16 protein-coding genes and 1 pseudogene are annotated in these 23,429 nt (G+C 65.5%); 12 read left to right on the forward strand and 5 right to left on the reverse strand.

Going from position 1 to position 23,429, the window contains the following annotated elements; genetic code table 11:
* Positions 1-57: 57 nt before the first annotated feature.
* Positions 58-1,143: pseudogene (locus ACE10X_RS14235) on the reverse strand (substrate-binding domain-containing protein).
* 117 nt (positions 1,144-1,260) lie between these two features.
* Here ACE10X_RS14235 and ACE10X_RS14240 point away from each other — a divergent pair.
* The 8 genes from ACE10X_RS14240 (at position 1,261) to ACE10X_RS14275 (ending at position 13,185) form a co-directional block, all read left to right on the forward strand.
* Positions 1,261-2,745, forward strand: coding sequence for an aldehyde dehydrogenase family protein (locus ACE10X_RS14240; RefSeq protein ID WP_038383902.1), 1,485 nt, complete (start codon positions 1,261-1,263; stop codon positions 2,743-2,745).
* Between the two features lie 241 nt (positions 2,746-2,986).
* Entirely contained in the window at positions 2,987-3,826 is an 840-nt protein-coding gene (locus ACE10X_RS14245) for an aldo/keto reductase (protein WP_038383901.1), read from the forward strand.
* A gap of 199 nt (positions 3,827-4,025) precedes the next feature.
* Entirely contained in the window at positions 4,026-5,003 is a 978-nt protein-coding gene (locus ACE10X_RS14250) for a DMT family transporter (RefSeq protein ID WP_038383889.1), read from the forward strand.
* A 242-nt stretch (positions 5,004-5,245) separates the two neighbouring features.
* On the forward strand, positions 5,246-9,133 hold the full coding sequence (locus ACE10X_RS14255) for an autotransporter domain-containing protein (protein ID WP_375764579.1): 3,888 nt from the start codon (positions 5,246-5,248) through the stop codon (positions 9,131-9,133).
* Positions 9,134-9,250: 117 nt separating this feature from the next.
* Positions 9,251-10,333: a zinc-binding dehydrogenase gene (locus tag ACE10X_RS14260; protein ID WP_038383887.1), complete on the forward strand. Its 1,083-nt coding sequence runs from the start codon at positions 9,251-9,253 to the stop codon at positions 10,331-10,333.
* A gap of 107 nt (positions 10,334-10,440) precedes the next feature.
* Positions 10,441-11,199, forward strand: coding sequence for an SDR family NAD(P)-dependent oxidoreductase (locus ACE10X_RS14265; protein WP_038383886.1), 759 nt, complete (start codon positions 10,441-10,443; stop codon positions 11,197-11,199).
* 11 nt (positions 11,200-11,210) lie between these two features.
* The gene (locus ACE10X_RS14270) at positions 11,211-12,458 is read left to right on the forward strand and encodes an FAD-binding oxidoreductase (protein ID WP_085970565.1); all 1,248 of its coding nucleotides are present in this window, start codon (positions 11,211-11,213) and stop codon (positions 12,456-12,458) included.
* Positions 12,459-12,516: 58 nt separating this feature from the next.
* A complete protein-coding gene (locus ACE10X_RS14275) occupies positions 12,517-13,185 on the forward strand; it encodes an amino acid ABC transporter permease (RefSeq protein WP_016839817.1) in 669 nt (222 codons plus the stop codon).
* A 193-nt stretch (positions 13,186-13,378) separates the two neighbouring features.
* Here the strand turns inward: ACE10X_RS14275 and ACE10X_RS14280 are convergent, their stop codons facing one another.
* Together ACE10X_RS14280 and ppk2 are read right to left on the reverse strand one after the other, a co-directional pair.
* Entirely contained in the window at positions 13,379-14,257 is an 879-nt protein-coding gene (locus ACE10X_RS14280) for a transporter substrate-binding domain-containing protein (protein WP_038383884.1), read from the reverse strand.
* Between the two features lie 275 nt (positions 14,258-14,532).
* Positions 14,533-15,480: a polyphosphate kinase 2 gene (gene ppk2 / locus ACE10X_RS14285; RefSeq protein WP_038383883.1), complete on the reverse strand. Its 948-nt coding sequence runs from the start codon at positions 15,478-15,480 to the stop codon at positions 14,533-14,535.
* Between the two features lie 148 nt (positions 15,481-15,628).
* On the opposite strand from ppk2, the gene ACE10X_RS14290 reads away from it, so the two are divergent.
* Together ACE10X_RS14290 and ACE10X_RS14295 are read left to right on the forward strand one after the other, a co-directional pair.
* On the forward strand, positions 15,629-16,801 hold the full coding sequence (locus ACE10X_RS14290; RefSeq protein WP_038383882.1) for a fumarylacetoacetate hydrolase family protein: 1,173 nt from the start codon (positions 15,629-15,631) through the stop codon (positions 16,799-16,801).
* A 115-nt stretch (positions 16,802-16,916) separates the two neighbouring features.
* Positions 16,917-17,246, forward strand: coding sequence for a hypothetical protein (locus ACE10X_RS14295; protein ID WP_244435752.1), 330 nt, complete (start codon positions 16,917-16,919; stop codon positions 17,244-17,246).
* Between the two features lie 329 nt (positions 17,247-17,575).
* Here the strand turns inward: ACE10X_RS14295 and ACE10X_RS14300 are convergent, their stop codons facing one another.
* On the reverse strand, positions 17,576-18,037 hold the full coding sequence (locus ACE10X_RS14300; protein WP_375764273.1) for an Lrp/AsnC family transcriptional regulator: 462 nt from the start codon (positions 18,035-18,037) through the stop codon (positions 17,576-17,578).
* Positions 18,038-18,168: 131 nt separating this feature from the next.
* Here ACE10X_RS14300 and ACE10X_RS14305 point away from each other — a divergent pair, with 131 nt between their 5' ends.
* On the forward strand, positions 18,169-20,535 hold the full coding sequence (locus ACE10X_RS14305) for a transketolase (RefSeq protein ID WP_375764274.1): 2,367 nt from the start codon (positions 18,169-18,171) through the stop codon (positions 20,533-20,535).
* Between the two features lie 226 nt (positions 20,536-20,761).
* Positions 20,762-22,195 carry an aldehyde dehydrogenase family protein gene (locus ACE10X_RS14310; protein ID WP_172648255.1) on the forward strand — a complete coding sequence of 478 codons (1,434 nt, stop codon included), beginning with the start codon at positions 20,762-20,764 and terminating at the stop codon, positions 22,193-22,195.
* 232 nt (positions 22,196-22,427) lie between these two features.
* Here the strand turns inward: ACE10X_RS14310 and ACE10X_RS14315 are convergent, their stop codons facing one another.
* On the reverse strand, positions 22,428-23,390 hold the full coding sequence (locus ACE10X_RS14315; RefSeq protein ID WP_038383874.1) for an SMP-30/gluconolactonase/LRE family protein: 963 nt from the start codon (positions 23,388-23,390) through the stop codon (positions 22,428-22,430).
* Between the last annotated feature and the right edge of the window lie 39 nt (positions 23,391-23,429).

Raw genomic sequence — 23,429 nt, forward strand, 5'->3', positions numbered from 1 at the left:
ACGCGGGTCCCGAAGGATCGACGGCCACCAGGTCGGCCGCCGCCGGGTGTGGCCTGGTCAGCGGTCCGAATGCAGCTTCTCGAGAAACTCCTTCACGCCGCTGACGGCGCCGGTGTTGGAGGCGACATAGCCGGGAAGGGCGCCCACCGCTTTGTGAAACTCGCTGCTCTTCATGATGTCGAGCACCCGCTGCATCGGCTCGGTCTCGAGGAAGGCGCGCTTGCAGACGAAGAAATAATCTTCCGTGAGCAGGCGGATGAAATCGAGCCCGAACTGCCGCGCCGCGGCCTCGACGCCAAAGCTCGCATCCGCCATGCCGCTGGCGACATAGGCGGCGACCGCCGCATGGGTGAATTCCATGTGCTGGGCGCCGTTGATCCGCCCTTCCGGGATCTTGTGCAGCGCCAGCAATTGATCGAACAGCAGCCGCGTGCCGGAATCATGGTCGCGGTTGACGAAACGGGCCTTGCGCTCGACCAGGTCCTTCAGCGACGTGATCTTCAGCGGGTTGCCGCGCTTGACCATCAGGCCCATCTCGCGCGTCACGAAATTGATGACGCGGTCCTCGCGCGGATCGAGCCATTCGCGGCAGGCCTTGATGCCTTGCGCGCGCAATTCGCCGCGCGGCAGGTGCACGCCGGAGAGATCGCAGGCGCCCTGCGCCAGCGAGACCAGCGAGTTCTGGTTGCTGACGTAGCGCAGATCGACGCCGACGCCGCCCGCGCGGTCGAGGAACTCGCGCAGCTTGGACACCGCAAAGCCGTGGCTGGCATGGACCCGGATCACCGACGGCCGCTGCTCGAGAAACGGCTTGATCTCGGTGACCAGTTCCTGCGCGAGGTTCTCGAGCTGCAGCCCGAGCCGCGCCTGCATGCGCTCACCGGCCCACACCAGCTTCTCGCCGAATGGCGTCAGCTTCGAGCCCTTGCCGCGCTGCGTCTCCACCAGCGGCACGCCGAAGAAGCCGGTCCATTGCTCGATCAGGTTCCAGACATGGCGATAGGACAGCTGCGCGTCGTTGGCGGCGCTGGTGATCTTCCCGGTCTTCCTGATCTCGTTGAGGATGCCGAGCATCACGACCGCGGTCTGCGGGCTGTCCTCTTTCCGGAATCACCAGACGGTCTCGATCTCGATCTGCAGCATGGTGGTCACTAAATATGAAAATTACTTCATATCATGGCATGCCAATAGGCACAAGATATCATATTTACTGCTGATGAAAGCCTCCTAGGTTGAATGGCAACACCAGGAGGAAATATGATGTCAGTTGCATATGACTATGAGCGTGACGCCCGCCGCGCCCCGACCATCAGGGACGAATTGTTGCTGATCGACGGCGCCCGCGTCCGTTCGCTGTCCGGAAACACCTTCAAGTCCCTCAATCCCGCCACCGAGCAGGTGATCGCGGCCATCGCCGAAGGCAATGAGGCGGATGTCGACCGTGCCGTGGTGGCCGCCCGCCGCGCCTTCGACGGGCCGTGGCGCACCATGCGCGCGGCCGAACGTGGCCATATTCTGCTCCGATGGGCCGAGCTGCTGAAGCAGCACGCCGATGAAATCGCAGCGCTGGAGAGCCTTGATGCCGGCAAGCCGATCTCGGCGGTGCTGCGCCAGGATTTTCCGGCCGCCATCGACACGCTGACCTATTACGCCGGCTGGGCCGACAAGATCAGCGGCGATGTGGTCTCGGCGCGCGACGACGCGCTGACCTATACGGTGCGCGAGCCGGTCGGCGTGGTCGCCGCGATCGTGCCGTGGAATTTCCCGCTGATGATCGGCATGTGGAAACTCGCGCCGGCGCTCGCCTGCGGCTGCACGGTGGTGATGAAGCCGGCCGAGCTGACCTCGCTGTCGGCGCTCAGGATCGGCGAGCTCGCGCTCGAGGCCGGGTTGCCGAAGGGCGTGCTCAACATCGTAACCGGTCCCGGCCGCATCGTTGGCGATGCGCTGGTCAATCATCCCGATGTCGACAAGGTGACGTTCACCGGCTCGCCCGGCGTCGGCCGCGGCATCATGAAGGGCGCCGCCGGCAACTTCAAACGGGTCTCGCTCGAGCTCGGCGGCAAGTCCGCCAATGTGATCTTCGACGATGCCAATCTCGAAGCCGCTGCCAAGGCCGCGGCTGCCGGCATCTTCTTCAACGCCGGGCAGGTTTGCTCGGCCGGCTCGCGCGTGCTGGTGCAGGAGAGCGCCTATGACGAGGTGGTCGAGCGTCTGGTCGCCCGCGCCGAGGCGTTGCGGATCGGCGATCCCGCCGATCGCGCCACCGCGCTCGGGCCGGTCATCTCCGAGAAGCAGATGCGCTCGATCCTCGATTATGTCGAGATCGGCAAACATGAGGGCGCGCTGCTGGCCACCGGCGGCGCGCGGGTCGGTGACCGCGGCTATTTCATCAGTCCCGCGGTGTTCGCCAACGTCGCGCACGAGATGCGCATCTCGCAGGAGGAGATTTTTGGCCCCGTCGTCAGCGTGATCAAGTTCAAGGACGAGGCCGATGCGCTGCGCATCGCCAACGGCACCGCCTACAGCCTCGCCGCCGGCGTCTGGAGCGCCGATATGGGCCGCGTGCAGCGCTTCGCCAAAAGGGCCCGCGCCGGCACGGTGTGGATCAACACCTATGGCTACACCGATGTGCGGCTGCCGTGGGGCGGCGAGCGCGATTCCGGCCTCGGCCGCGAGCACGGCACCGCCGCGCTCGATAACTTTACCGAGCCGAAGGCGGTGTGGATGAACCTCAACGTTTGACGCGCGTCGAGAGACGCGAGAGCGCGCGTCACAAAACAGCTGTCGTCCCGGCGAAGGCCGGGACCCATAACCACGAATATCTGTTGTTGCACACGGGTGGAATGACGAGTCCCGCCAACTACGCCTGCTGCGGAGTATGGGTCCCGGCCTTCGCCGGGACGACGATGTGGAGACATGGTCGTCCGTTTGCTTTATCGTCCTGCGCGGGGGCCACAAGCCAAACACGCAGAACGAGGCGATCGTGCAGACAAAAAAATTCGGCAACAGCGGCCCGCAGGTCTCGGTGATCGGGCAAGGCACCTGGTATCTCGATCGCGGTGACCGCAAGGCGGCCGTCGCTGCGCTGAAGCGCGGCATCGATGCCGGCATGACGCATATCGACACCGCCGAGATGTATGGCGACGCCGAGCTCGTGATCGCGGATGCGATATCAGGTCGGCGCGACGAAACGTTCCTGGTCTCGAAAGTCCTGCCGAGCAACGCCTCGCGGCGCGGCACCATCACCGCCTGCGAGCGCTCGCTGAAGCGGTTGAAGACCGATCGCCTCGATTGCTATCTGTTGCACTGGCGCGGAACCACTCCGCTCGCCGAAACGGTCGCGGCGTTCGACGAATTGATCGCGGCGGGCAAGATCCGAGCCTGGGGCGTCAGCAATTTCGACGCCGAGGATCTCGACGAACTGCTCGATGTCGCGGGTGAGGGTACGATCGCCTGCAACCAGGTGCTCTACCATCTGCAGGAGCGCGCCATCGAGCACGCCGTGATCCCGTGGTGCGAGCAGCACGGCGTTGCCGTCGTCGCCTACTCGCCGTTCGGTCACAATGATTTTCCGTCGCTATCGACCAAGGCCGGCGCGGTGCTGCAATCGATCGCGCAGGCGCACAAGGCAACGCCGCGCCAGGTCGCGCTGAGCTTCCTCACGCGGCTGCCGTCGGTGCTCGCGATTCCGAAGGCGTCAAACGCGGAACACGCGGCGGAAAATGCGGCGGCAGGAATTCTGAAGCTCAGCGGCGATGAACTCGCCGCGCTCGATGCCGCGTTCCCGCGCGGGCCGAAGCCGCGCTCGCTGCCGATGCTCTGAGCGCGTCCGCTCCACACAGTTCTTAACAAACTGTTGCAGTTGCGGCGGCACACAGCCTGCGGCGGGCGGTCGCGCGCGCTGGCGCATATCGGAGTCCCGTTTTCGGGCATTGTTCTCGCGGCGGAATTGGCGTTTTGTACGAGCAGCAGATTCCCTTTATTTTGCCTTCGAGATTGCCGTGACACCGCCCCCCGCAGCCGTGGCCGCCAGGCTGGACAGCGTTCCCCTTTCATTGCCCGCAAAGACCGCGCCCGCAGCGACAAGCAAGGCGCCCGCCCGCACTGACCGGCCGTTCAAGGGCATCGCGCTGATCCTGCTGTCGACCGTGTTCCTGGGCACCTCCGACGTCACGGCAAAATATCTCTCCGCCACGCTGCCCTCGATCGAGATCGCCTGGATCCGCTTCCTGGTGTTCGCGATGATCATGACGCCGGCGATGCTGCCGGGCTCGCCGCTGTTCGCGCTGCGCAGCAGCCGTCCCGCGCTGCACGTGCTGCGCGGCGCCGCATTGCTCGGTTCCTCGCTGATCTTCATCACGGGGCTCGGCTTCCTGCCGATCGCCGAAGCCTCGGCCACCAGCTTCGTCTCGCCGCTGTTCGTCACCGCGCTGTCGATCGCGTTCCTCGGTGAGAGGGTCGGCATGCGACGCTGGATCGCGACCGCGGTCGGCCTCGCCGGCGTGTTCATCATCCTGCGGCCGGGCACCAGCGCGTTCCATCCCGCCGCGATTTTCCCGCTCGTCTCGGCGCTGGCCTGGGCCGGCACGCTGATCCTGACGCGCATGATGAGCGGCAGCGAGCGCCCGATCACGGTGATGACCTATTCGTCCATTGTCGGCGTCGCCATCGTCAGCGCGCTGGTGCCGTTCGTCTGGGTCACGCCGAGCTGGCACGACATCATGTTCGGCATCCTGATCGGCGTTGCGTCCACCGTCGGACAGTGGATCGTGGTGCTGGCATTCCGCTATGGCGATGCCTCGGTGCTGGCGCCGTTCTCTTACACGCAGCTGCTGTGGGTCAGCATCCTCGGCTTCCTGATCTTCGGCGAAGTGCCCGACAGCTGGACTATCCTCGGCGCCGGCTTCATCGTCGCCTCGGGCCTCTACACCGCGCACCGCGAGCGCGTCCGACGGTCGCAGCTGCTGACCGTGGCCAGCGAGCCTTCGCCGAACGCCTGACCGGGGTACCGAGAATCGTGCGCTGGTTGCGAAGCTAGCCTCCGCTAGCGTTGCGCGTGTACAACAGTCGGGCCGAAACTTCGATTTTCGGAAGCTGAATCGAAGGATTACGGAAACAATCGGCAATCGCGCGTTTGGCTGCATGCTAATCTCGCCCCAAGAGCGCCGTAGAGCGTTTGGGGGCAGTACACGTGCATTTTGGTTCGTTCTTTTTCTCGTTTCGTCGGCAGTTTCGCGGTGTGCTGGCTTCGGCAGTCTGCGTCTCGGCGGCTGCAAGTCTGTTGCCGTCCAGTTCGACACACGCCCAGAGCTTCACCTGGGGCGGCAGCGGCAGCACCACGAGCAGCGACGATTACCAGCTCTCGACCAACTGGTCGACGACGTCGCCCGGCGCGCCGCCGATCCTCCCGTCCCAATCCGCCATTTTCGATTCGACGGGATCGGCGACGGTCACGATCGGCGCTGGCCCGATGCTGCCGGACTCGTGGACCTTCACCGCCAATTCGCAGTCGTACACGATCAGCGGCAACCCGGTTAACTTCGCCTTGACGGGGCCGAGCGGCGGCCTGATCAACCGGGCCAACAGCGGCCAGACGATCACCATCAGCGCCAGCATCAACGACGGGCTTGCGCCCGGCGTGATGGTGCAGCAGCTCGGCAACAGCACGTTGGTGCTCGCGGGCACCAATGCCTACTCCGGCGGCACGCTGATCTCCGCTGGAACCGTGCAGGTGACGAATGCGGATTCGGTCGGCACCGGCACCATCACGCTCAATGGCGGCACGTTCCAGATGCAGTCGCCGACGGTCTCGAGCATCGCCTTCGCCAACAACATCGCGGTCAACGCGGCCGGCGGCACGGTCGATGCGAACGGCGCCCGGGTCAATCTCCAGGGCGTGATCGCCGATGGTGCCGGCGCTGGCGTTCTGCGCCTGATCGACTCGTCGGCGTCCGGCTTCTCCAACGTGCAGCTCTCCGGCGCCAACACCTATTCCGGCGGCACGCTGGTGGTCGATACAGCCGTTGTCGTCGGCAACAACGGCTCGGTCGGGTCGGGCACCGTCACGCTCGACAATGCCTCGTTTCAGGCCGACGGCCTCGGCAACCTGACCTTCGCCAACAACTTCAAGATCAACACGTCGGCCATTGGCAGCGCGATCGACGCCAATGGCGTGACGCTCACGATCGCCGGCAACATTGCCGACGGCAACGGCCCCGGCAAGCTGACGGTGCTGGACAATTCGGGCGGTCTCGGCCGCGTGGTGCTAACAGGCACCAACACCTACACCGGCGGCATCACGATCTGCGATTGCGCGACCTTGCAGCTCGGCGACGCCACCCACACCGCCTCGATCGTCGGCGAGGTCGCCGTCGACGGCAAGTTCGACATCGTCAATGCCAACACGGCGGGCATTACCAAGATCGTCAACGACGGCTTCAACGGGATCGCCACCACAACGTTCTACAATTCCACCACGGCGTCGACGGCGACGATCGTCAACCAGAATTTCGGCATCACGGAGTTTCGCGACAGCAGCACCGCGGGCAATGCCACCGTGAGCAACACCAATGGTGCGCTCACGATCTTCCGCGACACCAGTTCTGCCGGCAACGCCAGATTCACCAACACCAACGGCGGCACCGTGGTGTTCGGCGACGCGTTTGGTCCTCCCGGCGGCTCCGACACCAGCACGGCCGCCAAGGCCGTGATCGACAACTCCAACGGCGGTGCCGCGGTGTTTCTGGGCCACACCAATGCGGGCCAGGCCACCATCACCAACGGCACCAATGGCGGCTCGACGCAGTTTTTCGAGTCCTCATCCGCGGCTTCCGCAACCATCGTCACGCTCGCGGGCGGTCAGGTCGCCTTTTTCCAGAACAGCACGGCGGCAAACGCCAGCTTCGACAACAGCGGCGTGCTCTATTTCGGATCTGGCGGTTTCAACCCGGTGGAGGCGCCGACCGCGGCCAACGCGACGATCGTCAATCGGGACGGCAGCGTTCTCCAGTTCGATACCTATGCCACCGCGGGCAATGCGACCATCGACAACCAGGCCGGCAGCCAACACATCTTCACGGCGTTCGCTACGGCGGGCGATGCCACCATCACCACCGAAGCCGGCAGCACCATCAAGTTCTTCAACAACGCGACCGGCGGCAACGCACAGTTCATCACCAACGGCACCGGACTGGTCGATTTCTCGCTCAGCACGGGGCTGAACGGCGACGGGCGCATCACCGCGGGTTCGATCGCAGGCTCCGGCTTTTACTATATCGGCTCAGGCAACACCCTCGTCGTTGGCAGCAATAATCTCTCGACGGCGCTCAGCGGCGTGCTTGCCGATTTCGATCCGTCGAATCCATTCCACATCTGTGGCTGCTTCGGCGGCGGCCGCACCGGTCCTGCCAATTTCGAGAAGACCGGCAGCGGCACCCTGACGCTGTCCGGCGTCAACAGCTATACCGGCACCACGACGGTCAACGGCGGCATTCTTCAGGTCGACGGCTCGATCGCCTCGTCGAGCCTCACCACGGTGAATGCTGGCGGCGCGCTGTCCGGCGTCGGCACCGTCGGCAACACGACGATTGCAAGCGGCGGCATCCTGCTGCCCGGCAATGCGACGCCAGGCACATTCCTGAACGTGGCGGGCAACCTGGCCTTCCAGTCGGGTGCACTGTACCTCGTCGGGCTCAATTCGACGGCGTCCACCCTGGCCAAGGTGAGCGGCAGCGCGACGCTGGCGGGATCGGTCGGCGTCCGCGTCGCCGCCGGCAGTACGATCGCCAAGCAATACACCATTCTGTCGGCGGCCGGCGGCCGCAGTGGCACGTTTGCGGGTGTCGATTCAACCGGGCTGCCGTCGAACCTCGTCGCGACGCTCGGCTATGACGCGAGCAACGCCTATCTCAACTTCGCGCTCGATTACGGCGCGAAGTCGAAGCTGAACGTCAATCAGCAGAACGTCGCCACCACGCTGCAGAACTTCTTCAACGCCAATGGCGGTATCAATGCGGTGTTCGCCGGACTGTCGCCGAACGGCCTGACGCAGGCCTCGGGTGAGGGTGCTACCGGCTCGCAGCAGGCGACGTTCAACGCGATGGGCCTGTTCCTCGGTCTGCTGACCGATCCGTTCATCGCCGGGCGTGATGGTGGCCTTGGTGACGGCGCGGGGGCAACGCCGTTCGCCGAGGAGAGCACGCCGCTCGCCTATGCGGCGCGCAAGACCGAACCACGCGATGCGCTGGCCGCGATCTACACCAAGGCGCCGCCACCGCAGCCGAGCTTCGAGCAGCGCTGGAGCGTTTGGGCGGCGGGCTATGGCGGCTCGCAGAGCACCAGCGGCAACGCGGTGCTCGGCTCGAACAACACCAGCAGCAACCTCTATGGCACCGCGGTCGGCGCCGACTACCGCTTCTCGCCGAACACCATTGCCGGCTTTGCGCTCGCCGGCGGCGCCACCAGCTTCAGCGTCAACGGTCTCGGCTGGGGCCGCTCCGATCTGTTCCAGGCCGGCGCGTTCGTTCGCCACAGCGTCGGCGCGGCGTACTTAAGCGCGGCGCTCGCCTATGGCTGGCAGGATGTCACCACCGACCGCATCGTCACTGCGGCCGGCGCCGATCACCTGCGCGCCAACTTCAATGCCAATGCCTGGTCGGGCCGGCTCGAGGGCGGCTATCGCTATGCCACGCCGTGGATCGGGCTGACGCCTTACGCGGCGGCCCAGTTCACGAGCTTCGAGCTGCCGGCCTATGCGGAGAGCGTGGTCTCCGGCGGCGGCGCCTTCGCGCTGAACTATGCAGCGAAGAGCGTCACCGACGTCAGGAGCGAACTCGGCCTGCGCTCCGACAAGTCGTTCGCGGTTGACGGCGGCATCGTGACGCTGCGCGGCCGCGTTGCCTGGGCGCATGACTTCAATCCGGACCGCGCCGTTGGTGCCGTGTTCCAGACGCTGCCTGGCGCGGCCTTCGTGGTCAACGGTGCGGCGCAGGCCAGCGACTCGGCGCTGACCACGGCTTCCGCCGAGCTGAGGTGGCGCAACGGCTGGTCGGCCGCCGCGACCTTCGAAGGCGAATTCTCCAACGTGACACAGTCTTACGCCGGCAAGGGCGTTATGCGCTATACGTGGTGACCCTCCGTGCTATAGCCTCCTGCGGCGAAAGCTTGTCCCCGACGTGATCCGCGACAGCATTTCGCGGGACGAAATACGCATCAAAATGAGTGGGACAAAACCCACGCGGGAGGGAATATGCGCGCAGCGATCTTCAGGAACGGCGAGATTGTCGTCGACCGGGTGCCCGAGCCGAAGCCCGGCGCCGGCCAGGTGCTGGTCAAATCGCTCGCCTGCGGCATCTGCGGTTCCGATCTGCACGCACGCAAGCATGCCCACCGCATGGTCGAGCTGAGCAAGTTCCTGCCCGGCCGCACGCCGATGGATCTGTCGCGCGACGTCGTGTTCGGTCACGAGTTCTGCTGCGAGGTCCTCGATTACGGCCCGAACACCACGCGCAAGCTGAAGCCGGGCACGCGCGTATGCTCGTTGCCGGCGCTGCTGACGCCGGAGGGCCCGAAGGGCATCGGCTATTCCAACGATTATCTCGGCGGCTATGCAGAGCAGATGCTGCTCAGCGAGCCGCTGCTGCTCGAAGTGCCGAACGGGCTTGCGGCCGAGCACGCCGCGCTCACCGAGCCGCTTGCGGTCGGGGTGCATGCGGTGGCGATGGCCAACATCAGGGGTGGCGAGGTGCCGCTGGTGATCGGCTGCGGGCCGGTCGGGCTGGCGGTGATTGCGGCGCTGAAGATCAGGGGGCTCGGACCGATCGTTGCTGCCGATTATTCGCCGGCAAGACGCCTGCTCGCCGAGAAGATGGGCGCCGATGTGGTGGTCGATCCTGCCAAGACGCAGCCCTATGCGAGCTGGGCCGAGCATGCCCAGATGACCGACGCGGAGAAGGCGGCGCGGCCGCCGATGCAGGCGCTGCTGCCGCCGCTGAAGCCCGCGCTGATTTTCGAATGCGTCGGCGTGCCCGGCGTGCTGCAGCAGGTGTTCGAGGGCGCCCCGCGCAGCGCCCGTGTCGTCGTGGTCGGCGTCTGCATGGAGACCGACAAGTCCGAGCCGATGCTCGGCATCATCAAGGAGCTCAACGTCCAATATGTGCTCGGCTACACGCCCGAGGAATTTGCCTATTCGCTGCGCCTGATCGCGGAAGGCCAGGTGGATGCCGCGTCGCTCGTCACCGGCCGCGTCGGCATCGACGGCGTCGCGCAGGCGTTTGCCGATCTCGCCAATCCCGAGGCGCACACCAAGATCCTGGTCGAGCCGTGGCGCTGATTTGGCGTTGAACCTGGCGCTACACTGACGGCGATGGGTGCGGTTTGCATTTCGTGGCGCCGAACCTATAGTTCGCTGTCTCTTATCGCACTGACTGCACGCACCTCATGCGCGTTTCAATCATCACGGGAGGCGGCTCCGGCATCGGCGCCGCAGTCGCGCGCCGGCTCGCCGGCCCCGATCAATCCCTGATGCTGCACGGACAGGGCACTGACCCCGCCGGCCTCGCGCGGCTGAATTCGGTTGCGGAGGAATGCCGCAGCAAGGGCGCGAAGGTCGAGGTCTGCACCGGCGATCTCGCCAAGGCCGGCGCCGGCACCGCGCTGGTCGTGGCAACGCGGGCCGCGTTCGGGCCGATCGACGGCATCGTGCACGCCGCGGGCTTTGCCGACCGGCGCGAATTCTTAAGCCTGCCGCGCGAGGCGCTGGAGCGCGCCTTCGCGGTAATGGCGGCGGCCTTCCATGAAATCGCGGCGGCCGCGCTGTCCGACCTCACGCGCAGCGCGCAAGGCCGCGTCGTCGCGGTGTCGAGCTTCGGGCCGCATCGCTTCGTGCCCGGCGCCACCTATCCGGGATCGGCGGCCGCGAAGGCCGCGCTCGAGGTGCTGGTGAAGTCGCTCGCGATCGAGCTCGCCGCGTCAGGCGCCACCGCCAATGCCGTAATGCCGGGCTACACCCGCAAGGATCCCGGCCTGTTCGGCGCGCTTGATACCGCGACCTGGGAGCGCGTCGCAAAGGCCAATCCGATGCAGCGGCTGGCCGAACCCGCCGAGGTCGCCGCCGTCGTCGCCTTCCTGCTGTCGCCGGAAGCGGGCCACGTCACCGGCGCGACACTGCCGGTCGATGGCGGCCTTACCTTGATGTGATGGCAGAGGGCATGGCAGCACAGCAGGTCGATGTCGCCGTGCTCGGCGCCGGCATGGTCGGCGTCTCGGCGGGCCTCGCCGCGCGGCAGCGCGGGCTCTCCGTCGTCGTCGTCGATCGCCGCGAGCCCGGCAGCGAAACCTCCTACGGCAATGCCGGCATCATCTCGTCGGGCTCGATCCTGCCGCTCAATACGCCGTCGCTGCTGAAGAACCTGCCGAAATATCTGACCAACGCGCATCCGGCGCTGCGCTGGAACATTGCGTGGGCGCTCGCCAATGCCGGCTGGGTGATGCGCTTCCTCGCGGCCGCTGTGCCGTCGCAGACCAAACCGCGCGCCGCCGCGCTGCATGGCCTGATCGGGACCTCGCTGAAACTGCATCGCGACTGGATCGTGCAGGCCGGCGCCGGCCATCGCATCCGCGAAACCGGCTGGCTCAAGGCCTGGCGCGCCGATGGGCTCGCCGCCGCGCAGGCCGAGCAGGCGGCGCTCGCCGAGTTCGGCATCAGGAGCGAGGTGCTTGATCGCCAGGCGATCTCCGCGCTCGAGCCGAACATCATCCCTGCCTATAGCACGGGTCTCCTGCACACGCAGACGGCATCGGTCGATTCACCCGGCGCGGTGGTCAAGGCCTACGCGCAGATGCTTGCCGCTGGCGGCGGCACGATCAGGCAATCAGGGATCTGGCGGATCGAACCGCGCGGCGACAGCTGGCGCGTGCAGCTCGCCGACGGCGAGATCGCCGCGCGCCATGTCGTGGTCGCGCTCGGGCCGTGGTCGGCCGAGCTGCTGCGGCCGCTCGGCTATCGCGTGCCGCTGGCGTTCGAGCGCGGCTATCACCAGCACTTCGTGCCGAACCCGGCACGCAAATTGCTGCGGCCGATCCATGACGCGGAGGGCGGCTTTCTGATGACGCCGATGGAGCAGGGCGTTCGCGTCACCAGCGGCGTCGAGCTCACCGGGCGCGACGCGCCGTCGAATTTTTCGCAGCTCGAGGCGGTGGTGCCGATGGCGCGCAGCGTGGTCGAATTTGGCGATGCGGTCGGCGAGCGCTGGCGCGGCGCGCGGCCGACGCTGCCCGACAGCCTGCCGATGATCGGTAAGGCGCCGCGACATCGCGGGCTCTGGCTCGCCTTCGGCAACCAGCATATCGGCTTCACCACCGGTCCCGGAACGGGCGCCGCAATTGCGGCGATGATCGCGGGCGATGCGCCGCCGTTCGAGGTCAAGGCATTTTCGCCGAACCGGTATATCGCGTGACTTGCGCGAGGCCGCCTGCGATGTTTGGCGATCAAGCGCGCGGCAACCGAGGGGCAGGATGAACTACGTCTGGGATTTCGGCATCCTTGCCAAGTACAGCCATCTGTTCTGGCTCGGGCTCGGCTGGACCATCGCCTACACCATCGGCACCATCATCCTCGGAACCTTGATCGGCCTGATCGTCGGCATGCTGCGGCTGCGGCGCATTCCGGTGATCGACTGGCTCCTGATCGCCTATATCGAATTGTTCCGCTGCACGCCGCTGCTGGTGCAGATCATCTGGTTCTACTACGCGTTTCCGGTGGTGATCGGCGTCAACATCCCGGCGCATGTCGCCGCCGTCAGCGTGCTGTCGCTCTATGGCGGCGCGTTCTATGCCGAGATCGTGCGCGGCTCGATCGAGAGCGTGCCGGTCGGGCAGTGGGACGCCGCGAAGGCGCTCGGCTTCCGCGGCTGGCGCCTGATGCGGCTCGTGATCTTGCCGCAGGCGTTGAAGCCGATGATGGCGCCCTATGTCAACCAGTCGGTCACGCAGCTCAAGAACACCTCGCTGGTCTCGATCATCGCGGTGCCCGATCTCGTCTACAACGCGACCTTGATCAACGCCGACACCTACCGGCCGCTCGAGGTCTACACCATCGTGGCGCTGATTTATTTCGCGATCCTGTTCCCGTCGACGCTGGTGGCGAGGCGGCTGGAGCGCGGGCTGACGTATGACAAGGTTTGAGTAATTCTGAGAAGCGGCCGCATCGGTGGTTCACCTCTCCCGCAAGCTTGCGGGGGAGGTCGGATCGCATCGTAAGATGCGATCCGGGTGGGGGCTCTTTCCACCCGAAGGTTCCGACGCGCGGTGACACCCCCACCCCAGCCCTCCCCCGGAAGCGGGAGAGGGAGCCGACCGCCGATGCGGTGGCCAAGCCTCAAATACTCAACTCCACCGGCACATCCTCCGGCTTGACGCCGGCGAGGCCGAGGCCCTTGACGAACCATTCGCGCATCTGGCCGATGCCGCGGTTGTAGTCGATCCATACCGAGAGGAAATCGCGCCAGCGCTTGTCGGCTTCGCGCCGTACCGCCGTGCCGCTCGCGATCGTCACCGACGGCGAGGCCAGGATCTTGTAGGTGCCGAGGTTCGGGTTCTTGGCGATCGCGGTCAGCCCGAGCACCAGCGCGTTGACCACGCAATCGACGCGGCCCGACGACATTTCCAGCATCACCTCGTCGCGCGACTTCAGTGACTTGATAGTGGCGTTCGGCGCAAAGCGGCGCGCCACCGCTTCGTTGGCCGAGCCGACGTCGACCGCGATCTTCACCTCGGGCTTGTTGATGTCGGCCCAGGTCTTGGCTTCCAGCCCCTTCTTCAGCATCGCGCCGAACGGATGCGGGAACACCAGATTGGTGAAATCCACCACCAGCGCGCGCTGCGGGGTCGGGTTGAGCGCGAAGCCGAGATCGATCTTGTTGGCCTGCAGATCGAGAATTGAATTGCCGTAGGTCGACTCGACATATTCCAGCTTGACGTCGAGCAGTTTGGCCAGATCGTTGGCCATCTCGATCGAGAATCCGGACCAGGTGCCCGAGGCGAGGTCCTTGTTGAAATAGGGCAGCTCGCCCGGCAGCACCGCGATCCGCAGCACCTTGCTGGCCCGGATGCGATCCAGCGTATTGTCGGCTTGCGTCTGCGCCGCGGCCGGGGTTGCCATCGCGGCCGCGAGCGCCGCGCCGCTGCCGATCCCGAGCGCATAGCGCAGCGCGTCGCGGCGATCTTCGGAGATTTTGATGTCGTCGGATTGAGTCAAACGGGCCTCCCTGCACCAGATCGGGGGAAGCCTAGCGTCGGTATCCGGTGCCAGCAAGTGGGCGCGCCTGCACCATTGGTAGGCGCCGTTGCCCAAGCGCTGGTCCTTCTTACCTCGCCCCGCTTGCGGGGAGAGGTCGGACTCGAGCGGAGCTCGAATCCGGGTGAGGGGGACTCTCCGCTTGCGAACTGGGAGCGCTTGTGCGGAAGCAGCCGCTCACCCCAGCCCTCTCCCCGTAAGAACGGGGCGAGGGAGCGCAGTGTCGCCCAGTCCGATCAATACCGTCCCGGCACGTACATCTCCGGCGGGATCGGGCCGCGGTGATAGTCGGGGTTGCGCATCCGCGGCGGCAGCACCACCGGTTGGTGCTGAACCGCCTGATACGGTACCTGACTCAGGAAATGCGAGATGCAGTTGAGCCGGGCGCGCTTCTTGTCGACGGCATCGACGATCCACCACGGCGAGTCCTGCAGATGCGTGCGTTCCAGCATCGTCTCCTTGGCCTTGGTGTAGAGCTCCCAGCGGGTCCGCGCCTCGACGTCCATCGGGCTCAGCTTCCACTGCTTCAGCGGATCCTGGATCCGCATCGAAAAGCGGAACGCCTGTTCCTCGTCGGTGATCGAGAACCAGTATTTCAACAGGACGGTGCCGGAGCGGATCAGCATGCGCTCGAATTCCGGCACCGAGTTGAAGAATTCCTCGTACTGCTCGTCGCTGCAGAACCCCATCACCTTCTCGACGCCGGCGCGGTTGTACCAGCTGCGGTCGAACAGCACGATCTCGCCGCCGGCCGGCAGATGCGAGACATAGCGCTGGAAGTACCATTGCGTGCGCTCGCGCTCGTTCGGCGCCGGCAGCGCCGCGATCCGGCACACCCGCGGATTGAGCCGCTGGGTGATGCGCTTGATCACGCCGCCCTTGCCGGCGGAATCGCGGCCTTCGAACAGCACGACGACCTTCTTCTTCTCGTGCTGCACCCAGTCCTGCAGCTTCACCAGCTCGCCCTGCAGCCGCAGCAATTCGCGGAAGTAGAACTTGCGGTCGATCGACGGCTTGCCGGCGGCGCCGTCATGGTCGAGCTCGTCGAGCCTCATGTCGTCGAGCTCGAGCTCGAGTTCCTCGTCGAGGCTGTCGGCCATCTCCTGATGGATGCGGGCGCGCAAGGCTTCGTCCCGCAAGGCTTCATCCCGGGAGGCTTCGTCGGTGAGGGCGGAGGTCGTCATGAAGGTCCGTCTTTCAGTGTGTTAGATGGATCGGACGGCAGCATTGACGGGCGATGTTACCCCTCTATGACAATGCCATGACCGCTGTTTCACGCCGCCGGGCGGACTGTGCTAACAAGCCGACAAAACCAAAAAGGGAGATGTGCCGATGATTTCGCTCACGCCAAAAGACGTCCTGCCGGAGGACGGCACCGCCGGCACGCTGGTCGGGCGGGTCTGGCTGCCGCTGGCCGGGGGGCCCGCTGTCGTCGCGGTTCGGGCAGACGGTGTGTTCGACGTCACGGCGCGGTTCCCGACGGTGAGCGCGCTCTGCGAGGAAAGCGATCCCGCGGCCGCGCTGCGCGCCACGCGCGGCGAGCGGATCGGCGATTTCGAGGCGATCCTCGCCAACACCCCGCCCGACGGCCGCGACAAGGCCAGGCCGCATCTGCTGGCGCCGGTCGATCTCCAGGTGCTGAAGGCCGCCGGCGTCACCTTCGCGATCTCGATGCTGGAGCGCGTGATCGAGGAGCGGGCGCGCGGCAATCCGTCCTCGGCGGACGCGATCCGCAAGGAGGTGGTGCGCCTGGTCGGCGACGATCTCTCCAAGCTGAAGCCCGGCTCCGAGCAGGCGATGAAACTGAAGCAGGTGCTGATCGATCAGAATGCCTGGAGCCAGTATCTCGAGGTCGGCATCGGTCCCGACGCCGAAGTGTTCACCAAGGCGCCGACGCTGTCCTCGGTCGGATCAGGCATGGATGCCGGGCTGCATCCGAAGTCGACCTGGAACAATCCGGAGCCGGAGGTCGTGCTTGTTGTCTCCGCCGCCGGCAAGATCGTCGGCGCCGCGCTCGGCAACGACGTCAATCTGCGCGACTTCGAGGGGCGCTCGGCGCTCTTGCTGTCGAAGGCCAAGGACAACAACGCTTCCTGCGCGATCGGCCCGCTGCTCCGGCTGTTCGACCAGACCTTCTCGCTCGACGATGTCAGGAAGATGGATGTCGGCCTGACCGTGACGGGCGCAGACGGCTTCGTGCTCGAGGGTCATTCCTCGATCTCCAAGATCAGTCGCGACCCGACCGATCTGGTCGCCCAGACCATCGGCCCCGTGCATCAATACCCTGATGGATTTGCGCTGTTCCTTGGCACGATGTTCGCGCCGGTCAAGGATCGCGATGCCAGGGGCGAGGGTTTTACCCACAAGCGCGACGATATCGTCACCATCGCCGCGCCGCAGCTCGGCAAGCTGGTCAACCGGATGCGGGGCAGCGACGAGTGCGAGCCCTGGACCTTCGGCGTCGGTGCTCTGATGAAGAACCTCGCACAGCGCAAGGTGCTGTGAGGATCGGGACGGGACGGCGAGTCCGCTACCTCGGCCGTTTCGTCGGCCATGTGCGGCCTGTCGCGTGGCGGCAGGTCGGCGCTGCGCTCGCAATCCGGTGAGGTTCAGCCGCCTCTTGCAGCGCGTTGAACGCGATGATGGTGACTGTGCCGAAGCGGCGGCATTGTCGAACATGTTCAGAAACCTGCGCGGCAGATCGACCATGTGGCGCAACTTGAGCGCGCTAAAACACGCGGAATTTGCCGCTTTTTCCGAGCTTTATGTGAACCAGTTCATCCTCGTTCGCGCCGGTCCGCTCCAGCATATTGGCTCGACGCGAACAGAAGGAGTCGCGGACATGAGCGAGCAGCCATCAAACGGAATGCCCGATTGGCTCACCACCGATATGCTGGTCATTGCCGTCTCACTGGCCATCATCGTGATTGGGATATGGATCGCGCCGTAGCCTGATTGTCGCGGCGAGGCCGTCCAGCCGGGCAGGGCGCCAACGCCAATCACTGAGTTGCCCGACGGCGCAAACCCCTTTTGCAAAAAAGAACGAGATGCAAAGCTCGGGCAGATCGTGTCGCGAGAATGCGAAGTTATGCCCACTGACAGCGCAAACACTCAGTGTCGTCCCTGCGAAAGCAGGGACCCATAACCCCAAATGCAAATTGTTAAGCGATGCTGCAACGACGAGTCCCTCTCACAACAACTGCTGCGGCGTATGGGTCCCGGCCTTCGCCGGGACGACACTGTGGTGTTGGCACCATTCGAGTTGACAAACCAACGCCCTCACACCGGCAACGCCGTCGAATACTTCACCTGGCTCAGCGCAAAGCTCGACTCGATCGAGGCGATGCCGTCGAGCCGGGTCAGCTTGTTTTTCAGGAACGCTTCATAGGAGGAGAGGTCGGCGGCGACGACGCGCAGCAAATAGTCGCGATTGCCGGTCATCAGGTAGCATTCGAGCACCTCGTCCCATTTCGAGATCGCCCGCGCGAAGCGGTTGAGGTCTTCCTCCTTCTGCCGCGCCAGCTTGATCGAGATGAAGACGGAGACGTGCAACCCGATCGACTTCTGGTCGACGGTTGCGATGTAGCGCGAGATCACGCCGCGCTCCTCGAGCAGCTTGACCCGGCGGTGGCAAGGCGACACCGACAGCCCGACCTTGTCGGCCAGTTCCTGCATGGTCATGCGGCTGTCGGCCTGGAGCAGACTCAGGATCTTGCGGTCGATGGCATCGAGGGCAGGCATTGGGATGAACTCGTCAGTTGAAGCCGGATCGTGGGAATTTATCCCAATTTTTCCTGTGCTGTCGCGTGGAATTGAGATTTTCGCCGCCGCTTGCGGCAGTAACATTCCGGCATATCGCCCGGAGCATTGCCATGGGAATCGCGCCTGAACGCCTCGACATGCTGTCCGCCCTGGCCCGCAAGGTGCTGTGGCTGTCGTCGTGGACCATCCATCACGCCAACCATGTGCGGCCCTCCACCGACGGGTTGAAGGTCGGCGGCCACCAGGCCTCGTCGGCCTCGCTCGCCAACATCATGTCGGCACTTTATTTCTCGGTGTTGCGCCCGCAGGACCGCGTCGCGGTGAAGCCGCATGCGAGCCCGGTGTTTCACGCCATCCAGTATCTGTTCGGCCACCAGACCCGCGACAAGCTGGAGAATTTTCGCGGCTACAAGGGCGCGCAGTCCTACCCCTCGCGCACCAAGGACAGCGACGACGTCGACTTCTCGACCGGCTCGGTCGGCCTCGGCGTGGCGCAGACCTTGTTCGCCTCGCTGGTGCAGGACTACGTCAAGGCGCATGGCTGGCTGAACGACCGGCCGGAGGGGCGCATGATCGCGCTGGTCGGCGACGCCGAGATGGACGAGGGCAACATCTTCGAGGCGCTGCTCGAAGGCTGGAAGCACGGCCTGCGCAACACCTGGTGGGTGGTCGACTACAACAGGCAGTCGCTCGACGCCGTGGTGCGCGAGGGGCTGTGGGCCAAATTCGAGACCATGTTCCGCAACTTCGGCTGGGACGTGGTGATCGTGAAGTACGGCAAGCTGATGCTCGAGGCGTTCGCCGAGCCCGGCGGCGAGGCGCTGCGGCGCTGGATCGACAACTGCCCGAACCAGATGTACGCCGCGCTCTGCTTCCAGGGCGGCGCCGCGTTCCGCAAGCATCTGCGCGACGACATCGGCGACCAGGGCGAGGTGTCGGCGCTGATCGAGCGCCGCAGCGACGACGAGTTGCTGGCGCTGATGTCGAATCTCGGCGGCCACGACATGGCGAGCATGATCGAGGCCTTCGAGGCGATCGACCATGATCGGCCGGTCTGCTTCATCGCCTACACCATCAAGGGCGTCGGCCTGCCGATGCAGGGCCACAAGGACAACCACGCCGGCCTGATGACGGTGGCGCAGATGGAGAAATGGCGCGCCGCGCAGAATATCCGCCCCGGCCACGAGTGGGACAAGTTCGAGGGCCTGTCGCAAGAACCTGCGAAGCTCGAGGCCTTCCTCGCCGAGGCGCCGTTCAACCGCGAGGGGCGCCGCCGCCTGTCGGCGCCTGAAATCGATGTGCCGGAACGGCTGGCCTTCAAGGCCTCGGCGCAGATGTCGACGCAACAGGGTTTTGGCCTCGTGCTGCACGAGCTGGCCCGCGGCGATAGCGAACTCGCCTCGCGCATCGTCACCGCATCGCCCGACGTCACCGTGTCGACCAATCTCGGCGCCTGGGTCAACCGCCGCGGCCTGTTCGCGAAGGCGGAGAACCACGACCTGTTCCGGCAGGAGAAGATCCCGTCCGCCTACACCTGGGAATATTCGCCGAAGGGACAGCATCTCGAGCTCGGCATCGCCGAGATGAATCTGTTCATCATGCTGTCGGCGCTCGGCCTGTCGCACCAGATCAACGGCGCGCGGCTCTTGCCGGTCGGCACGCTGTACGATCCCTTCATCGAACGCGGCCTCGATGCGCTGAACTACGCCTGCTACCAGGATGCCCGCTTCATGGTGGCGGCGACGCCGTCGGGCATCTCGCTGGCGCCGGAAGGCGGCGCGCATCAGTCGATCAAGACGCCCTTGATCGGGATCGGGCAGGACGGGCTCGCGTCGTTCGATCCGGCCTTCGTCGATGAACTTGCCGTGATCATGGGCTGGGGCTTTGGCCACATGCAGCGCGAGGGTGCCGAGGGTGGTTCGGTTTACTTGCGACTCTCGACGCGGACGCTGGAGCAGCCGCAACGGATCATGACCCCGGACCTGCAGCGCGACATCACCGATGGCGCCTACTGGATGCGCAAGCCGGGCCCGAACTGCGACATCGTCATTGCGTATACCGGCACCGTCGCGCCGGAGGCGATCGAGGCGGTCGGCCTGATCGGCGAGAGCCACCGCGACGTCGGTCTGCTGGCGGTAACCTCGGCCGACCGGCTCTATGCCGGTTGGTCCGCCGCGCGGAATTTGCGCCGCGACCGCCGCGGCGCGCAGCATTTGAGTCATATCGAGCGCATGCTGGCGCCGCTCGGCCGCGACTGCGGCATTGTGACCGTGATCGACGGCCATCCGGCAACGCTCGGCTGGCTCGGCAGCGTGCGCGGCCACCGCGTCGAGGCGCTCGGCGTCGAGCATTTCGGCCAGACCGGCACGATCGGCGACCTCTACCGCCACTACGGCATCGACGCCAACGCCATCATCGACGCGGCGGAAAGCGTCTCGGTCGGCGCCCCGGTGCGGCATCGCAAGATGGCCGTGTGAGGCATTGCAGGCTCCACATCGTCGTCCCGGCCTAGTGCGCAATTGCGCACGGGGGCCGGGACGACGGATATAGCCTTGCCACACGTGCGGCTCGGACCTTATATCTCGCGGACGCGCGCGAGCCGCGTCCCGCATATGGCGGGTTCAATTCGCCGGGCTTTCGTGCAAGGATGCCTGCCGAACGCTTTCGTTCCCCATTCCATACGCCCCGTACAAGAGGTTTCCGATGGTCAATCGCATGCAATTCTACATCGACGGCGCCTGGGTCGATCCCGTCGTCAAAGGCAAGTCCACCCCGGTCGTCAATCCGGCGACCGAAGAAGCGATGTATGAGATTGCGCTCGGCTCCAAGGCCGATGTCGACAAGGCAGTCGCTGCCGCCAAGCGCGCCTTCGAGACCTATTCCAAGACCAGCCGCGAGGAGCGCATCGCGCTGCTCACCAAGGTCGTCGAGGTCTACAAGGGCCGCATGAAGGAGATCGGTGCTGCCGTCTCCGACGAGATGGGCGCGCCGCTGCCGATGGCCGAGAAGCTGCAGGCCGGCGCCGGCCTTGGCCACCTCATGAACACCCTCGAAGTGCTGAAGAAGTACGAGTTCGAGGAGACCATGGGCACCGCCGTGATCGTGCGCGAGCCGGTCGGCGTCGTCGGCATGATCACCCCCTGGAACTGGCCGCTCAACCAGATCGCCTGCAAGGTCGCGCCCGCGCTCGCCGCCGGTTGCACCATGATCCTGAAGCCGTCGGAGTTCACCCCGACCTCGGCGCTGATCTTCGCGGAAATCCTTCATGAAGCCGGCGTGCCGAAGGGCGTGTTCAACCTCCTCAACGGCCTCGGCCCGGAGGTGGGTGCGGCGATGAGCGAGCACCCGGACATCGACATGATCTCGTTCACCGGCTCGACCCGCGCCGGCGTCGACGTCGCCAAGCGTGCGGCGCCGACCGTGAAGCGCGTCAGCCAGGAGCTCGGCGGCAAGTCGCCGAACGTGATCCTCGACGGTGCCGACCTGACCAAGGCGGTGACCGGCGGCGTGATGCACATGTTCAACAATTCGGGCCAGTCCTGCAACGCGCCGTCGCGCATGATCGTGCCACTCTCCAAGATGAAGGAAGTGGCCGCGATCGCGAAGGGCGTCGCCGACAAGACCAAGGCCGGCGATCCGCGTGCCGACGGCACGACGATCGGTCCGGTGGTCAACCGCGGCCAGTGGGACAAGATCCAGGCGTTGATTCAGAAGGGCATCGACGAGGGCGCAACGCTTGTCGCCGGCGGACCGGGCCTGCCCGAAGGCGTCAACAAGGGCTTCTATGTCCGTCCGACCATCTTCGCCGACGTCACCAACGACATGACGATCGCCCGCGAAGAGATCTTCGGACCGGTGCTGACCATCCTCGGCGCCAAGGACGAAGCCGATGCGGTGAAGATCGCCAACGACACGCCGTATGGTCTCGCCGGTTACGTCTCGGCCGACACCGTGGAAACCGCGCGCCGCGTCGGCCGCCAGATCCGCGCCGGCAACGTCAACCTGCAGGGCGTGCCGAACGAGCGCACCGCGCCGTTCGGTGGCTACAAGCAGTCCGGCAACGGCCGCGAGTGGGGCCGCTACGGTCTGGAAGAATATCTCGAGGCCAAGGCGGTCGCCGGCTACAACGCCGCGTAAGCCGAGCCACGAGAGACGCGACTTTTGGCGCCGGGGCGGATCACCGCTCCGGCGTCAGACGTTTTGAAGGCAGAAGTTCTTATCGTCGTCCCGGCGAAGGCCGGGACCCATTACCACAGGCCTTCGTTTTGCGAAGATTGCGGCCCCAAGCTTACTCAACCAGATGTATCGGTGGTTATGGGTCCCGGCTCCCGTGCTCAATTGCGTACTAACGCCGGGACGACGACAAGGATCAACCGCCGACCGCGCCTTGGGTGTTGACGTAGAGCGCATAGATCGACTGGCTCGCCGCCATGAACAGGCGGTTGCGCTTGACGCCGCCGAAGCAGAGGTTGGCGCAGCGCTCCGGCAGCGCGATGCGGCCGATCATCACGCCGTCGGGCGCGAACACGACGACGCCGTCGAGCTCCGGATCACCCATGCCCCAGCCGCACCACAGATTGCCGTCGATGTCGCAGCGCATGCCGTCGGGCGTGCCCGGGCCGGCGTCGATGAAGACGCGCTTGTTGGAGATCGTCCTGCCGTCGGCTGCGACGTCATAGGCGAGGATCTTGCGGTTCGGCTCGCCACGGGATTCCACGACATAGAGGATCCTCTCGTCGGGCGAGAAGCACAGCCCGTTCGGCCCCAGTACCCCCTCGGCGACGATGGTGGCCTTGCCGGTTTCGGGATCGAACCGGTAGACGTTGGGCTCGATCTCGGGATCGGCCTTGTAGCCTTCGTAGTTGCCGAGCAGGCCGAAGATCGGATCGGTGAACCAGATCGAGCCGTCGGATTTCACCACGACGTCGTTCGGCGAGTTCAGCCGCTTGCCGCCGAAGGAATCGATCAGCACCGTAATCGATCCGTCATATTCGGTGCGCACCACGCGGCGGCCGCCGTGCTCGCAGGTGATCAGCCGGCCCTGGCGATCGCGGGTGTTGCCGTTGGCGAAGTTCGTCGGCTTGCGGAAGATGCTGACCGCGCCGGTCTCTTCCTCCCATTTGAGGATACGCTGGTTCGGGATGTCGCTGCACAACAGGTAGCGGCCGTCGCCGAACCACACCGGACCTTCGGCCCAGCGCAGGCCGGTCGCGATGCGTTCAACCGCGGAGAGTTTAAGCCAGTATTTTTCGAAGCGCGGATCGAGCGCGTGGATCGCGGGATCGGGATAGCAGGTCGCGGGACGCCAGCCGGCGGAATGAACATCGGACATTTGCTGTTCTCGTTGTTGTGTTTCGATGGTGTTTCCTTG

Origin of the sequence: Bradyrhizobium sp. Pha-3 (genome assembly GCF_042258325.1) — a bacterium.
Lineage (GTDB): Bacteria > Pseudomonadota > Alphaproteobacteria > Rhizobiales > Xanthobacteraceae > Bradyrhizobium > Bradyrhizobium elkanii.

Bases quoted from the DNA above. Each gene is read 5' to 3' on its own strand.
- ACE10X_RS14240 (WP_038383902.1), top strand. From the start codon at position 1,261: ATGTCAGTTGCATATGACTATGAGCGTGACGCCCGCCGCGCCCCGACC.
- ACE10X_RS14260 (WP_038383887.1), top strand. From the start codon at position 9,251: ATGCGCGCAGCGATCTTCAGGAACGGCGAGATTGTCGTCGACCGGGTG.
- ACE10X_RS14265 (WP_038383886.1), top strand. From the start codon at position 10,441: ATGCGCGTTTCAATCATCACGGGAGGCGGCTCCGGCATCGGCGCCGCA.
- ACE10X_RS14270 (WP_085970565.1), top strand. From the start codon at position 11,211: ATGGCAGCACAGCAGGTCGATGTCGCCGTGCTCGGCGCCGGCATGGTC.
- ACE10X_RS14275 (WP_016839817.1), top strand. From the start codon at position 12,517: ATGAACTACGTCTGGGATTTCGGCATCCTTGCCAAGTACAGCCATCTG.
- ppk2 (WP_038383883.1), bottom strand. From the start codon at position 15,480: ATGACGACCTCCGCCCTCACCGACGAAGCCTCCCGGGATGAAGCCTTG.
- ACE10X_RS14290 (WP_038383882.1), top strand. From the start codon at position 15,629: ATGATTTCGCTCACGCCAAAAGACGTCCTGCCGGAGGACGGCACCGCC.
- ACE10X_RS14300 (WP_375764273.1), bottom strand. From the start codon at position 18,037: ATGCCTGCCCTCGATGCCATCGACCGCAAGATCCTGAGTCTGCTCCAG.
- ACE10X_RS14305 (WP_375764274.1), top strand. From the start codon at position 18,169: ATGGGAATCGCGCCTGAACGCCTCGACATGCTGTCCGCCCTGGCCCGC.
- ACE10X_RS14310 (WP_172648255.1), top strand. From the start codon at position 20,762: ATGGTCAATCGCATGCAATTCTACATCGACGGCGCCTGGGTCGATCCC.
- ACE10X_RS14315 (WP_038383874.1), bottom strand. From the start codon at position 23,390: ATGTCCGATGTTCATTCCGCCGGCTGGCGTCCCGCGACCTGCTATCCC.